The organism is Janthinobacterium sp. GW823-FHT03B06 (assembly GCF_058796955.1).
Window position 1 is genome coordinate 73,942 of sequence record NZ_JBXAJE010000005.1, and the last position, 14,017, is coordinate 87,958.

16 protein-coding genes and 2 tRNA genes are annotated in these 14,017 nt (G+C 61.5%); 8 read left to right on the forward strand and 10 right to left on the reverse strand.

Annotation, left to right across the window (positions count from 1 at the left end):
* The first annotated feature begins 122 nt into the window (after positions 1-122).
* Together AC1RBA_RS17695 and AC1RBA_RS17700 are read left to right on the forward strand one after the other, a co-directional pair.
* Complete coding sequence (locus AC1RBA_RS17695; protein ID WP_492419366.1) at positions 123-581, forward strand: MarR family winged helix-turn-helix transcriptional regulator; 459 nt, start codon at positions 123-125, stop codon at positions 579-581.
* Complete coding sequence (locus tag AC1RBA_RS17700) at positions 578-2,083, forward strand: MDR family MFS transporter (RefSeq protein WP_492419368.1); 1,506 nt, start codon at positions 578-580, stop codon at positions 2,081-2,083. Before AC1RBA_RS17695 ends, AC1RBA_RS17700 begins: the two co-directional genes overlap by 4 nt.
* Here AC1RBA_RS17700 and AC1RBA_RS17705 read toward each other — a convergent pair.
* On the reverse strand, positions 2,077-3,165 hold the full coding sequence (locus AC1RBA_RS17705; protein WP_121668824.1) for an NADH:flavin oxidoreductase/NADH oxidase: 1,089 nt from the start codon (positions 3,163-3,165) through the stop codon (positions 2,077-2,079). The genes AC1RBA_RS17700 and AC1RBA_RS17705 overlap by 7 nt on opposite strands.
* Positions 3,166-3,271: 106 nt before the next feature.
* Here AC1RBA_RS17705 and AC1RBA_RS17710 point away from each other — a divergent pair, with 106 nt between their 5' ends.
* The 6 genes from AC1RBA_RS17710 (at position 3,272) to AC1RBA_RS17735 (ending at position 7,994) form a co-directional block, all read left to right on the forward strand.
* On the forward strand, positions 3,272-3,589 hold the full coding sequence (locus tag AC1RBA_RS17710) for an ArsR/SmtB family transcription factor (RefSeq protein ID WP_070224713.1): 318 nt from the start codon (positions 3,272-3,274) through the stop codon (positions 3,587-3,589).
* An 88-nt stretch (positions 3,590-3,677) separates the two neighbouring features.
* Entirely contained in the window at positions 3,678-5,066 is a 1,389-nt protein-coding gene (locus AC1RBA_RS17715; protein WP_492419371.1) for a hypothetical protein, read from the forward strand.
* 129 nt (positions 5,067-5,195) lie between these two features.
* Positions 5,196-6,326 carry an acyltransferase family protein gene (locus AC1RBA_RS17720; RefSeq protein WP_492419373.1) on the forward strand — a complete coding sequence of 377 codons (1,131 nt, stop codon included), beginning with the start codon at positions 5,196-5,198 and terminating at the stop codon, positions 6,324-6,326.
* Between the two features lie 82 nt (positions 6,327-6,408).
* Complete coding sequence (locus AC1RBA_RS17725; RefSeq protein WP_230505852.1) at positions 6,409-6,681, forward strand: BrnT family toxin; 273 nt, start codon at positions 6,409-6,411, stop codon at positions 6,679-6,681.
* On the forward strand, positions 6,641-6,940 hold the full coding sequence (locus AC1RBA_RS17730) for a BrnA antitoxin family protein (protein ID WP_492419375.1): 300 nt from the start codon (positions 6,641-6,643) through the stop codon (positions 6,938-6,940). Before AC1RBA_RS17725 ends, AC1RBA_RS17730 begins: the two co-directional genes overlap by 41 nt.
* A gap of 130 nt (positions 6,941-7,070) precedes the next feature.
* Positions 7,071-7,994: a hypothetical protein gene (locus AC1RBA_RS17735; protein WP_492419377.1), complete on the forward strand. Its 924-nt coding sequence runs from the start codon at positions 7,071-7,073 to the stop codon at positions 7,992-7,994.
* 69 nt (positions 7,995-8,063) lie between these two features.
* On the opposite strand, the gene AC1RBA_RS17740 is transcribed toward AC1RBA_RS17735, so the two are convergent.
* From AC1RBA_RS17740 to ybgC, 9 genes are all read right to left on the reverse strand, one after another.
* A tRNA-Lys gene (locus AC1RBA_RS17740) sits at positions 8,064-8,139 on the reverse strand.
* Between the two features lie 89 nt (positions 8,140-8,228).
* Positions 8,229-8,304: transfer RNA gene (locus tag AC1RBA_RS17745), tRNA-Lys, on the reverse strand.
* Positions 8,305-8,371: 67 nt separating this feature from the next.
* The gene (gene ybgF / locus AC1RBA_RS17750) at positions 8,372-9,130 is read right to left on the reverse strand and encodes a tol-pal system protein YbgF (RefSeq protein ID WP_070219558.1); all 759 of its coding nucleotides are present in this window, start codon (positions 9,128-9,130) and stop codon (positions 8,372-8,374) included.
* Positions 9,131-9,265: 135 nt separating this feature from the next.
* The gene (pal, locus tag AC1RBA_RS17755) at positions 9,266-9,787 is read right to left on the reverse strand and encodes a peptidoglycan-associated lipoprotein Pal (protein WP_034759187.1); all 522 of its coding nucleotides are present in this window, start codon (positions 9,785-9,787) and stop codon (positions 9,266-9,268) included.
* 43 nt (positions 9,788-9,830) lie between these two features.
* Positions 9,831-11,099 carry a Tol-Pal system beta propeller repeat protein TolB gene (gene tolB / locus AC1RBA_RS17760; protein ID WP_070219589.1) on the reverse strand — a complete coding sequence of 423 codons (1,269 nt, stop codon included), beginning with the start codon at positions 11,097-11,099 and terminating at the stop codon, positions 9,831-9,833.
* 5 nt (positions 11,100-11,104) lie between these two features.
* Entirely contained in the window at positions 11,105-12,124 is a 1,020-nt protein-coding gene (gene tolA / locus AC1RBA_RS17765; RefSeq protein WP_492419380.1) for a cell envelope integrity protein TolA, read from the reverse strand.
* A 48-nt stretch (positions 12,125-12,172) separates the two neighbouring features.
* On the reverse strand, positions 12,173-12,613 hold the full coding sequence (locus AC1RBA_RS17770; RefSeq protein WP_223278896.1) for an ExbD/TolR family protein: 441 nt from the start codon (positions 12,611-12,613) through the stop codon (positions 12,173-12,175).
* 15 nt (positions 12,614-12,628) lie between these two features.
* Positions 12,629-13,318: a protein TolQ gene (gene tolQ / locus AC1RBA_RS17775; protein ID WP_046682323.1), complete on the reverse strand. Its 690-nt coding sequence runs from the start codon at positions 13,316-13,318 to the stop codon at positions 12,629-12,631.
* Positions 13,319-13,364: 46 nt separating this feature from the next.
* Entirely contained in the window at positions 13,365-13,766 is a 402-nt protein-coding gene (ybgC, locus tag AC1RBA_RS17780; protein ID WP_070219560.1) for a tol-pal system-associated acyl-CoA thioesterase, read from the reverse strand.
* Positions 13,767-14,017 lie beyond the last annotated feature (251 nt).

The following is a 14,017-nucleotide window of genomic DNA, read 5'->3' on the forward strand; positions in this document are numbered from 1 at the left end:
TATTATGACGGCCAACGGCGGTTTTGGGAAGGGCTGGACGGGGCAAGGACGGAAAAAAAGCCTTGCGTGGCATTCATGCACGGTCTAATATAGGTAGATAGCCTACCTATTTATGTGATCCCATGCCCTCTACCGAAGACCTTCCCATCCCCGAGCGCGCGCTGGCGCTGTCCGATGACTTGCGCGTGGCGTTCAAACGCCTGTTGCGCTCCATGCAGCGCGAAGGGGGCGAGCTGGACGCCCATGTGTCGATGATGCAGTACATGCTGCTGGCGCTGATCCACGAGCAACCGGGCATCGGCGTGGCCGCGCTGGCGCGGCTGCAGAATGTGCGCGGGCCTACCGTCAGCGCGCAGGTCAAGTCGCTCGAAGAGGCGGGGCTGGTCGAGCGCAGCGCGCCCGATCCGCAGGACCGCCGGCGTTCGGGCCTGCAGGTGTCGGCGCAAGGCTTGACCATGCTCGAGGCCCTGCGTGCGCGGCGCCGCGATGCGCTGGCGCGCCGCATCGCCCGTCTGACGCCGCAGCAGGTCGATGCGCTGGAAGCCGCCATGCAGCCGCTGCTTGAGATCGGCCAAGCATGAGCGGCCACGATCACGCCGCAGGCGCAGACAAAGGCGCAGCGAAACCCGTCACCGAGCGCGAAGTGCGCGCCATCTACCTGGGTCTGATGGCCGTGCTGGGCCTGGGTGCGCTGGACCAGAGCATCGTCGCCACGGCCTTGCCGCGCATCGTCGACGATCTGGGCGGCATGGCGCATCTGTCGTGGGTGGTGACAGCGTATGTGCTGGCGTCGACGGCCACCATGCCCCTGTACGGCAAGCTGGCCGACCAGTACGGCCGCCGCCCCATGATCTTCACGGCGCTGCTGACCTTTTTGCTCGGCTCCGTGCTGTGCGGGCTGGCGCAGAACATGACGGAATTGATCATTTTCCGCGCCATCCAGGGCCTCGGCGCGGGCGGTTTCATGCCGCTGGCGCAAATCATCATCGGCGACATCGTGCCGCCGGCCGAACGGGGCAAGCGGCAGGGCATGGTGCCCATCGTGTTTGCCGTCACCAGCGTGCTGGGTCCCGTGCTGGGCGGCGTCATCACGGATGCCTTGTCGTGGCACTGGATTTTCTATGTCAACCTGCCCATCGGTGCGGCCGCTTTTGTCATCATCGCGCGCGCCATGCGCAAACCGGCGCGCACGCATGCGCACAAGATCGATTACCTGGGTTCCGCCTTGCTGACGGGCGCCGTCACGGCGGCCCTGCTGGTGCTGGCGCTGGGCGGCACGGAGTGGCCGTGGGACTCTCTCGCCGTCAAGGTGTGCGGCGGCGTCGCCCTGTTGCTGGGCGCCTGGCTGGCCTTCCACGTGAGCAGGGTGGACGAACCCGTGCTGCCGCCCGACCTGTTCGAGAACCGCACCTTCAATATCGCCAGCCTGGTGATGGCCATGACTTTCATGGGTCTGATGGGCGCCAGCGTCTTCTTCCCCCTGTTCTTCCAGCTGGTGATGGGTACGAGTCCCGCCGAATCGGGCGTGATGACGGTGGCGATGATGGTGGGGCTGGTGGCGTCGTCGATGTTCAACGGCCGGGTGCTGTCGCGCTCGGGCAAGTACAAGATGGTACAGGTGGCGGGGCTGGCCGTGGCGCTGCTGGCGTTTGCCGTGCTGGCCTGGGCCATGGAAACGTCGCGCGGTTACTGGATCATCGAGCCGGCCATCTTCCTGCTCGGTACGGGACTGGGACTGGTGATGCCGAACATGACGATCGCCGTGCAAAATGCCTTGCCCCTGGCGCGCCGCGGCGTGGGCACGGCCATGCTGGCCTTTTTCCGTTCGCTGGGCGGCTTGCTCGGCGTGACGGCGTCCGGCGCCATCCTCGCGCACCAGCTGCACAAGCATGGCGTGGAAGCCGTGTCGGCGCTGGGCGCGCAGGCGGCGGTGCAGACGGTCGAGGTGTACCGCCATGCGATCGCCAGCGTGTTTGGCGCCGGCGCCGTGCTGCTGCTGGTGGGACTGGTCTTCCTGCTGTTCCTGCCGGAACTGCCCCTGGAGGGGCATCCGGCAACGTTAAAGCCCAAGACCGATCAGTAGCGCTCGAGCCAGTGCGCGTACGGTGCCGGCAAGGTCCACGAGGCGCGTTCCACGCCGAGTTCTTTGGCGGCAAAGTATGCCCAGTGCGGATTGGCCAGGTGCGCCTTGCCGACCATCACCACGTCCAGCTGTTCTTCCTTGACGACGCGCTCGGCGATGGCCGGCGTGCCGAAGCCCCAGGCGGACGAGACAGGTACGCCCGCCTCCGTGCGCACGCGCTCGGCAATCGGTCCCATGAAGGCCGGGCCCCACGGAATCGACACGTCGGGAATGGTAAAGCCCATGCTGACGCTGATCATGTCCATGCCCGCATCCTTGAACTGGCGCACGAGGCCGATTGATTCGAGCAGGGTTTGCTCGTCGCGGCCGTCGAATTCCAGCACGCCGAAACGGATGGTCAGCGGCAGGTGCTCGGGCCACACTTCACGCACGGCTTTCAAGGTTTCCAGCAGGAAGCGGCTGCGGTTTTCCACGCTGCCGCCATAGATGTCGTCGCGCTGGTTCGAATGGGCGGAAAAGAAGCTTTGTGCCAGGTAGCCGTGGGCGAAGTGCAGTTCCAGCCATTCGAAGCCCACTTCGCGGGCGCGGATGGCCGCGTCGACGAAGTTCTGTTTCACGCGGGCGATATCGTCGAGGTCCATGGCGCGCGGCACCTTGCCCAGGCCGCCGCCGAAGGCGATGGCGGACGGGGCGATGGTTTGCCAGCCGCGCGCGTCGCCTTCAGCAATGTGGTCGTCGCCTTCCCATGGGCGGTTGGCGCTGGCCTTGCGGCCCGCGTGGGCGATCTGGATGCCGGGCACGGAGCCGGCCGCCTTGATGGCTTTCACGACGGGCACGAAGGCTTGCGCCAGGTCATCGTTCCAGATGCCCGTGCAGCCGGGCGTGATGCGGCCTTCGGGCGCCACGGCCGTCGCTTCGACGATCACCAGCCCGGCGCCGCCACGGGCCATGCCCGCGTAATGCGACAGATGCCAGTCGTTGGCCTGGCCATCGACGGCCATGTACTGGCACATGGGCGGCACGGCGATGCGGTTGCGCAAGGTGACGTTTTTGAGGGTGTAGGGCTGGAAGAGGGCGGACATGGTGGCCTTTGTGTTTGTTGGTAGGAAAATGGGGAGATGCTGATTCGGTAGTTCGTAAATATTCGAAGAATGGAATTAGTATAGCGCATGCTGTATGATTCTGCACATGCGTCCACACAAACATCCTCCCGCCAGCGAATTCGTCCTCGAGCGCGTGCTCTACGCCTTGAGCGATTCGATCCGCCTCGACATCGTGCGCCACCTGGCTAGAGTCGACGCGGCTGCTTGCGGCGACCTCGACGGCGGGCGGCCGAAATCGACCGTTTCCCACCATTTCAAGGTCTTGCGCGAAGCGGGCCTCGTCTACACGGAAAACGCGGGCACGACGCACATGAACACCCTGCGCCGCGCCGATATCGAGAGCCGTTTCCCCGGCTTGCTCGACGCCATCCTCGCGCAGCAGCCGCAAACGAATCAGTCCTGAGCCAGTCCTGAATCTGCCGTAGAATGCCTGCAAGATTGCCGAGTTTGCAGTATGGACGGGCAGTCCTGACCTGAAGGGCTGACGACGCATGAAAATTTTCGCACTGTACCGCTGGTGGTGCGCCGCCGCTTTCGTATTGCTGACTGGCTGCTGGCCTTACACGGAGCCGGCCACGGGCGAATATGCCGCCGTGCTGCGGCGCGGCGAAAAGGTGACCAAGGCCGATACCTGCGGGCGGTTTGCCGCCTTGTCGGTCGAGTACCGCCAGGGCGGCGGCTCCCTGATGTCCGCCGAGAATCACTCCATGCGGCTGATACATAACGACAAAATCGTCGTCAAGACCACCGATGGCATCGAACGCTGGACCGATTTCGCCCAGCCCGTGTATTTCGTCAAGCGGCAGGAAGACGACGGCATGCTGGCGCTGGTCCACGAGCAGGCGGGCAAGGCCGTGGTCGAGAAGATTGCGGCGTCGGAATACGGCTACCGTGGTAACGAGACGTACATGCATGGCTTCCCCCTGTCTCCCGGCGTGCGCTATTTTCCCGTCGACCAGCGTCCCGGTTTCCTGTTGCGTGGCTTGCCGCTGAAAACCACCGTGCTGCCCAGTCCGCCCGAAGGCGACGGCCACCTGCAAGCCTATGTTCTGGCGGCCATCTCGCCTGACGGGGCATCGTTTGCCTATGTCGACAGCGAATATGCGCCGTCCGTGGTGCTGGTGGTCGATGCGGGCGGCAAGCGGCGCGATCCCATTCCCTTGCCGAGAATCTACCTGGCGGACGCACCCAGCTATCAATTCAACCCCTACGAGCGGCTGTGGGCCTGGTCGCGCACGGCGTTTGCATGGCACAGGAACGGCACGGGCAACTGGGAGGTCCGTCCGGACGGTATTGCGCCGGGCGCTGCCGGCGCGCGCAATGCGGTTGAGCAATTGTTTATCAGCGATCAAACCGGCTACCGGACCTGTTTTGCCGCCGCCAATGCCGCCTGTCTGCCGGGCTGGCGCGCCGCAAACGCCGCCGAGCAGGCCAGGACTTTTGTGCGGGACGGCGCCGCGCCGCCGTTTGCCTACGTGCCATCAGCCCCAACGGCCGCTTTTGGCTCCGCGGTCGGTGTGCTGTTGCTGTCCAGGGAATGCTGCCGTGTGCCGTCCTACCATCTGTATCTGGATGGCGCGCCGGCAGCGGTGACGGCGCAATTGTCCGCGCGCTTGCGCGAGAGCAAGACGCCTTTCGTGCGCGTCGACGAGTGTCCGCGCCGCACTGGCAATGACGGCAAGTGCGCGGCGCAACTGGCGCAGCAGCTCAAGCGGCCGGAATCGCTGGGGCGCGAGCTGGAGCAGTTGCTCGACACCTGGGAGGAGCGGGATGGCGTGCTGTTCGTCATGCCGTCGATGGTGGTCGCGGTGCGCGCGAACGCGCAGGGCGGCAGCGTGGTCCAGACCCTGTTGCGCGCCGATTTGTCGCGCAAGGACTGATGCCGCTCATCTGCCGCGCGTCACCAAAGTGCCAGGCTCGGCTATGATGTCGGCCTTTCGGTAAATCCTCGGCCGCGCGCCTGTTGCGCGATGGGCTGGCGACACTACCTGGCACGGCAAGGATTGGGAATGACGGCAGCAGCAGTGGTATCACAGGCGGACCTGGCAAATCGTCCGCAGTTTGGCTGGATCAATGGTTTGAAGGCGGGCGCGGCGCAGTTGATCGTGTTGCACCATCTGGCGTTTTACGGGCCCATGTCCGACTACGTGCAGCCCCTGTGGCCCGAGTTGCTGGGCTGGCTGGGCGGCAGCGCGCGCATCGCCGTGCAAGTGTTTCTCGTCATCGGCGGCTTTCTCGTCGCCAAGTCCCTCTCTCCCGCAGGCCGTCCCGGCATCGCCACCCCCTTGCAGGCCGTCTGGCGCCGCTATGCCAAGCTGGCGCCGCCTTTCCTGGCCGCCACCTTGCTCGCCGCCGTGATCACGCCTGTGGCCGGCATCTGGATGATGCACGACTCCATGTCGGCCGCCGTTACCCTGGGCCAGCTGAGCGCCCATGCCTTGCTGCTGCACGGCGTGCTCGGCTATGAGTCGCTGTCGGCCGGCGCCTGGTACGTGGCCATCGATTTCCAGCTGTACCTGCTGACGGTATTGCTGCTGTGGCTGGGCGGCCGTCTGGCCGGCCAGCGGCACGGGCACTGGCTGATGCCGCTGGCCGTCACCGTGGGCATCACTTTTTCGCTGCTGTATTTCAATCTGGACGCGGACTGGGACAATTGGGCGCCGTATTTCTTCGGCAGCTATGGCCTGGGGCTCATGGCCTGGTGGGCCAGCGACCCGGCCCGCAAGCCCGGCGCCATGACCGCGCTCATGGCCATGGCCGCCGTGCCCGTCCTGCTGGCTCTGGCCGTCGACTACCGCAGCCGGATCGCCCTGGCCCTGATCGTCGCCTGCGCCCTGTTCCTGTTCGGCCGCGCCCGCACCCCGTCGCAGGGCCGTGCCTGGAATATCGTCAACACTCTGGGCCGCATCTCGTATGCCGTCTTCCTCGTGCACTTCCCCGTCAGCCTGCTGGTGAATGCGCTGTTTATCAGCTATGTCCCGCTCGAACCGGAGTGGCAGGCGCTGGGCATGCTGACGGCCTGGGGCGCCAGCCTGGCGGCCGGCGCCGCGTTTTACCGCTGGGTGGAGGTGCCGCTGGGGCGGGTGGTAGGCAGTGTGGTGGCGCATCTGGCCGGGAGGCCGGCGTTGGTGTCGCGTTAAAATCGGCGATCTAGCTGTTCCGATACTGCCCTTGGCTCGAAAATAGGCTGGTTGTTTCCATTATTTGTTACTACAATAAATAATGAGAATCACTTTTGATGCTGTCAAGCGTGAAAAGACGCTCAGCGAGCGGGGTCTCGACTTTGCGCGTGCGCGCGAAGTGTTTGGCGGACTCACCATGACGCTGCCGGACCAGCGCCAGGACTATGGCGAACCCCGTTTCATCACTGCCGGCTGGCTCGACGAGCGCCTGGTAGTACTGGTCTGGACGCCGCGTGGACTGGCGCGCAGAATCATCAGCATGAGGAAAGCAAATGAACGCGAAATCGCAAAATACTGGCAAAGCCTGGGTTGATCCCGACGATGCGCCCGAATTGACGGACGGTTTTTTCGAGCAGGGCGTCTGGCAAGTGGGCGACAAGCCCGTTTCCCGTCCCGAGGCGCAACAGGAAGTGGCGCGCCGCCGCGGCAGGCCCGCCGGCACTGGTGGCAAAGTCAGCACGACCATACGCTTCGACGCCGAGATCCTCGATGCCTTCAAGGCCACCGGTGATGGCTGGCAAACGCGCATGAATGATGCGCTGAAGGAGTGGTTGCGGGCGCGGCGGACGTGATAGCGTATGCCGCAATATGAGTCGCAGCTAGGCAATTGCGTCTGTTTTTTGTGGTTTTGTTCGCGGCGCATGTGCAAGCAGCAAGGTATTCATTAATTTATTCCAAAGCTATCGTCGCTAAAGGGCGGAAATGAGTGCTCACGAACTTACAGACGATGAACTCGGTCAATTTGAGTCTTTCCCGCATCCGCCAAGTATCGCTGCTGTCCGCACCACAAATGTGTGGATTATCGAATGGCTATCGGTGGACGAGAAGCGTACTGGGCGTGACCTGCACGAATGGATGGAGGGGAGGCGTGCTGGATGGTCCATTTATTGTCCTTGTCAAACCAAGGCCGAAGTACTTGCGTCGATTGCTCGTGCAGAGCATTTAGCGAAGACGGTTGGAATGATTCCGGTACTTCATTTAGAGGCTCATGGTGGCGATGATGGCTTGTTTCCAAGTTCGGAAGTTGATGCGGAGGGACTGCGTTGGGAAGAGTTGACTGTTCCTCTTCAGAGCCTGAATAGGGCAACCAAATGTAATTTGCTTGTGGTTGTTGCTGCATGCACTGGTTTTGCTGTCATTCGCGCACTTAACAAGGGGCCACGCGCCCCGGCTATTGCAATCGTTGGGCCTGATGCTGAGATATTGCCGGGGCGGCTACTTGAGGGGACTAAGGAATTTTATCGTGGCTGGATGGCCGGTAATCTTTCACTGACTGATATCGTGTTAAGCGCATCTCGCGAAACTGGTTCTACTCATTTTGTATTGGAGCCTTTTGCCACATTTTGCTATGAAGTAATGGCAGAAAACTTAATTAAGTCGATTCGCCCTGACGAGCGGTCAAAGCGGCTCGAGAGATTGCGGGTACGATTTGCAGCGGAGCGTGATGAATTAAGTGATTCAAAAATAGAGGCGCAATTGGCGCGGCTTCCCATTGTGTCCCCTCGGGAGTGGCAGCAAGAGGTTTGGGATCATATGTTCATGATTGATGTTTTCCCGGAAAATAGGGAGCGTTTTGGCGTCGATTGGGAGGAGATCACACGCCGCGTGGAATTAATGATAGGCTGAAATCGGGCGTGATTGTGGCTGCCCAAAACAAAAAAGCCAACCGCGAACGGTTGGCTTCTCTGTAGTATTTGGTAGGCCGTGCGGGATTCGAACCTGCGACCAACGGATTAAAAGTCCGCTGCTCTACCAGCTGAGCTAACGACCCAAAAACTTTTTACAACAACTTCGGTAACACTGTGCCGTAAAAAAATGCTTGCTATAACAACTCGCAAGCAGATCAGTACTGCGTATTCGTGGTAGGCCGTGCGGGATTCGAACCTGCGACCAACGGATTAAAAGTCCGCTGCTCTACCAGCTGAGCTAACGACCCGAAGAAGAAAGATTATAGGGGGTGCCCGGGATTCTGTCAAACCTAACGGGCAACTTTTTCCCCGCTTTTACTTTTTACCGGCCCGTTCCTTGGCCGCTTGCGCCGCGCTGGAGTCCGGGTAGCGCGAGATCAGCGCGTTCAGCGTCTTGGTGGCGTTCGGCTTGTCTTTCAGCTCCGTGTAGCAGCTGGCGATGTTGAGCATGGCGTCGGGCGCCTTCGGGCTGTCCGCGTAGTGTTTCAGCACTGCCTGCTGGGCCGTGATGGCGTTTTTGCAGTCGCGCTGGGCGTAATAGGCGTTGCCCAGCCAGTATTGCGCGTTGGCTGCGTACGCCGATTCCGGATAGCGCTTGACGAAGGCGTCCAGGGCCGTGACGGCGCCCTTGTAGTCGCCCGACTTGAACAGGCCGAACGCGGACTCGTACGCGCTTTGTTCGGACACGCCCACGGCCGCTTCCTGGCCGTCGATGGTGACCTGGCGCGGTTCGAGCTTGCGCAGGCGCGCGTCGATGTCGGTGTAGAAATCCTTCTGGCGCTTTTGCACATTCGCCAGGTCGTTGCCCAGCACTTCGATCTGGCCGCGCAGGCGGGCGATCTCTTGCATGGTCTGGTCGTGCTGGTTGAGCAGGCTCAGGGTGCTGGTCTTGTCCGCCTTGGCGTCGATGCGGCCGTTCAGGTCGCGCGCCATCGCGTCGACCTTGGCGCGCAGCTCGAGGATGGCTTTGCGTGCTTCGTCGTCGTCGAACAGGGCGGCGTTGGCGTGCAGGGGCAGGTAGGCAAACGCGGCCATCAAGGCGGCGGCGACGCCGGCTTTCGAGAATGTCATCATGGGTCGGGCTTTCTAAGGTTACGCAAAACATGCAAACGGGGCGCCGGGCGGTGAATCACCGCGCTGCGCCCCATTATTATGCCTATGACTGGCCAGTTAGGTAAGCGCCAATGCTGCCGCGCTCACCCGTCAACATCAATAAACGATGTCAGCGCGGCGGTTTTCAGCCCATGCTGCTTCGTTGCTGCCTTGTGCTTTAGGCTTTTCTTTGCCCAGCGACACGGCTTCCATTTGGCCTTCTGGCACGCCCAGGGCAGCCATCGACTTGCGCACGGCTTCAGCACGTTTCTGGCCCAGGGCCAGGTTGTACTCAGCGCCACCGCGTTCATCGGTGTTACCTTGGATCAGGATCTTGCGCGATGGGGTTTTCACCAGGTAAGCAGCGTGGTTTTGCACGACTGGGGTGTCCGCTTCGCGCACGACGTATTTGTCGAAGTCGAAGTAGATGCTGCGGTTAGCCAGCACGCCTTTTGGATCGTCCAGTGGATCGACCGATGCGGTCGTTACTGGCTGAACTTGACGGGTGTCAACTGGAGCTGCGACTTTTTCAGGAGCGCGCTCAACCACTGGGGTCTCTGCAACTTTGACTGGGGTGCTGCAGGCGGACAGCAGGGCTGCGGTAGCGGCGATGAAAGCCAAACTTTTAAAGTTACTCATTTTTATTCTCCGGGTCATGGTTAAAGGTGAAACTGTACAGCATTTACTTCATAAAAGGACCCCAGGTGGGCTCCTTGATATTGCCAGCTTGCGTAGTCAAACGCTGTTTGACGCGGCCATCCACCGATACCACTGCCAGCGACTTGCGTCGTCCGGATTCGGTCGCGTACATGATATATTTCCCGTTGGGCGAAAAGCTCGGTGATTCGTCGTTGGCGGTGTCCGACAGGCGCAGTTCCTGGCCACTAGCCAGGTCGAGCGCGTAGAGCTGGAAATTGCCGTCGCGACGGGAAATATAAGCGAGTGTCTTCCCGTCGGACGAAATCCGCGGGCTGATGTTGTAGGAGCCGCCAAACGTCACGCGCTTGGCTTCGCCACCGCTGGTCGACATGCGGTAGATTTGTGGTCCGCCGCTGCGATCGCTGGTGAAGTAAATACTTTGGCCATCGGCCGAGAATTGGGGTTCCGTATCGATGCCGCTGCTGGTGCTGACGCGGCGCAAGCCGCTGCCGTCGGCATTGACGGTGTAGACCTGGGTATGGCCGTCGCGCGACAGGGCCACGGCCAGGCGCGAGCCGTCCGGGCTCCAGCTCGGCGCGGAATTGCTGCCTTTTTCATTCGACACGATGGTGCGCTGGCGCGTCACCAGGTTTTGCACGTAGACGATGGGCTTTTTCTTTTCAAACGACACATATGCGACCTTGGTGCCGTCCGGCGACCATGACGGCGAAATGATCGGCTCGTTCGAGCGCAGGGCGACCTGGATGCCTTCGCCATCGGCGTCGGCGATTTCCAGGCGGTATTCGCGGCCCGATTGCGTGACGTAGGCGATGCGGGTGGCGAACGCGCCCTTGACGCCCGTCAGCTTTTCATAGATGTCGTCGGCGATCTTGTGCGCCAGCAGGCGGTTGAACTGCGGCGCGGCCGCATTGTTCATGCTGGAAATCTGCGCGCCCTTGATGGTGTCGAACAGTTTGTAGCGCACGTCCAGGCGGCCATCGGCCATGCTTTGCACGCTGCCGGCCGCCAGCGCGTCGGCGCCGCGCGATTTCCACTGCTCGTAGCTGACGGGCGCCGTTTCCGCCACGGGCGCATCGGCGTCGATCAGCTTGAACACGCCGCTACGCGCCAGGTCGGCCTTGATAATGCCCGACAGCGATTGCGGCGCCGCCGATTCATTGACGAAGCTGGCCACAGCCACCGGGATCTGGTTGCTGCCGATCCCCGTAATCTCCACGCGCAGCTGCGCCTGGGCGCTTGACGCTCCCAGCATCAGGCTGGCGCAGAGCACGACATAGCTCATTTTTTTCATGGTCATCATTTAGGCAAATCCTTCATCTCGAATATGAGTTCAATCTCGCGTTCCACGGTGCCGTCTTTTTTCTTCGGCAGTGGCGACGATTTATTAATGGCGTTTTCCACCGAGCTGTCATACGCCGGCAGGCCGCTGCTTTTAATCTTTCGGACCGAAATAATTTCCCCAGTTGGCAGTTGCTCGATCTTGAACACGGCGCGCGGGTTGCCCGGCACCTCCGTGCTACCGCTGTACGCGATATTGCTCTTGATCTTGCTCGTCAGGGCAGCGACATAGCCGCTGTCCTTGCGTGGCGCGGTCGCTTTCGCGGCCGTGCCCGTCGTGCCGGCGCCTGCCGCGCCCGTGATGCGGCGCATTTCCGCTTCACGCGCCTTGTCGGCGGCTTTTTTCTCTTCCGCCGCTTTTTTCGCCTTGGCGGCTTTTTCCGCCGCCGCTTTTTTCTCGGACAGTTCTTTCTCGGCTTTTTCTTCCGCCGCTTTTTCTTTCTCTTTGGCCAGCTTGGCTTTCTCCAGCTTGTCGGCCTTTTCTTTTTCCAGCTTTTCAGCCTTGTCTTTTTCTTTCTGCTTCTGTTTTTCCAGTTCGCGCTTTTCTTCCTCGCGTTCCTTCTGTTCCTGCTTGCGGCGTTCTTGCTCTGCCGCTTTCTCTTTTTCTTCCTTCAGCTTGGCCTTCTTGCGTTCCAGGGCGATCTCCGCCTCGCGCAGGTCGACCTTCGGCTCGGGCGCGGCCACGGGCGGTGGCGGCGGCGGGGCCGGCTGTTCCACTTGCGGTTCCGGCGGCGGGGCGGGTGTCGGCTCCGGTTCCGTCGCCACTTCGGGCGGCGGCGCGGCCGTCTGTACTTTCATGTCCCACACTTCCGCTTCGACGGCGACAGGTTCCGTATTTTGCCAGTGTACGCCCACCCACAGGAAAAACAGCAGGCCAAGGTGCATCGCCAGCGCCAGGCCCAGCGAGGGCCAGCGGCTGCGTTCGCGCGGCACGCTGTAGGGCTTGCCGAGTACATGGTCGATTTGTTTGTTCTGCAAAGTCTAGTCTATCTAAAAACGGTCAAGTCTGGAAACAGGATGCTGCGCTTACTTGGTGGCCAGGCCGACACGGGTAATGCCCATCTTTTTCGCTTCCGAAATGAGCTGGATCACATCGTCGTACTTGCTTTCCTTGTCGCCCGCGATCATCACGGGATAGTCGGGATTGCTTTCATGTAAACCGCGCAGCTTGCGCAGCAGGGCGTCGCGGTTCGGTTCCGTTTCCGGCGACAGCTGTTCCTTGCCGATGACGCCGATCGACAGCGAACCATTCGGTTTCAGCACGATCTGAATATAGTCATCGGGCGGTTTCGCCGACTTTTCCGCGTTGGGCAGGTTCACCACGCTGGGATTGTTCGACGACGGCATCACCATGAAAATGATCAGCAGCACCAGCATCACGTCGATGTACGGCACGACGTTGATCTCGGACTTGAACTTGCGGCCGCGGCCGCCGCGCATGCCGCCGCTATTGAATGAGGAACCCATGGACGCTGCTCCCTCTTAGCGCGACTGGCGCTGCAAGATGTTGGAGAATTCCTCGACGAAGCTCTCGAAGCGGATCGCCAGGCGGTCGATGTCATGCGAAAAACGGTTGTAGGCGACGACGGCGGGAATGGCCGCGAACAGGCCGATGGCGGTGGCGATCAGCGCTTCGGCAATGCCGGGCGCGACGGCGGCCAGGGTTGCTTGCTGCACGTTGGCCAGGCCGCGGAAGGCGTTCATGATGCCCCAGACGGTACCGAGCAGGCCGATGTACGGCGAGACGGAGCCGACGGAAGCGAGGAAGGCCAGGTGCGATTCGAGCACGTCCATTTCACGCTGGAAGGCGGCGCGCATGGCGCGGCGTGCGCCGTCGAGCACGGCGCCCACGTCCAGCGCTTCGCGCGAACCGTAGGAAGCCTTGCCCTTGATGAATTCGCCCATGCCGGCGTCGAAGATACGGGCCAGCGCGCCGCTCTGGTCGCGGTTGCCGCTGGCGTTCTGGTGCAGCGCATGCAGGTTGCCGCCGGCCCAGAAGCTGCGTTCGAATTCGATGGTTTGCTTGCGCGCCTGGCGCACGGCAAACATCTTGCGGAAAATGTAGGTCCAGCTGGTCAGGGAAATCAGCAGCAGCAGGGCCATGATCAGTTGCACGATCAGGTGGGCATTGGTGATGAGCGCGAGGAAAGAAAGATCTTGTGTAACGTTCATTGGCAGGCAGTCTGTTGGGTGAATTATCCGGGGGTGGCGGTAGGGCTCAGGTGGCGCGCATGCGGGCCGCGACTGCATCAGGCACGGCGCGCGGCCGCATGCTTGAGTCGACGCAGCCGATCTTGACGCGGGCCGTGTTGAGCAGGCGGTCGCCGCACCAGGCTTGTTGCAGGAAAACGATGGAGGCGCGCCCCATTTTTTCTATGCTTAAGGTTAATCTTACCGTGTCATCGAGCCTGGCTGGCGCATGATAGTCGGCGTTGACGCTTTTGACAACGAACATCGCGTCATGCTGTTCCAGCAATTCCTGCTGGCCCACGTCGATGGCGCGCAGCCATTCCGTGCGTGCGCGCTCGAAGAATTTGAGGTAGTTAGCGTAATAGACGATGCCGCCGGCGTCGGTGTCTTCATAGTAGACACGTACGTTCCAGGTAAAGACTGAAGGCATGTTTATTGCGCCAGTAGTGAGATTGAGCAACATTTTACGCGATTTTTCTTCTTGTGACTGTGGGCGCTTGCTGGAAAGCCATGCAAAAGCTGCATATAAGTTGCACCGCAGCATTGTAAATCCGGGGCGGGCAATGGCAAGCTTCGTAACATACGCTTACATGCCATGGCCAGGTTTAAGTCCAGCTTAAGCGCCGCGGCCTTGTCCTGGCTGCGGCGGCGCGCGGCGATTATAGCTGCACGGTTGCATTC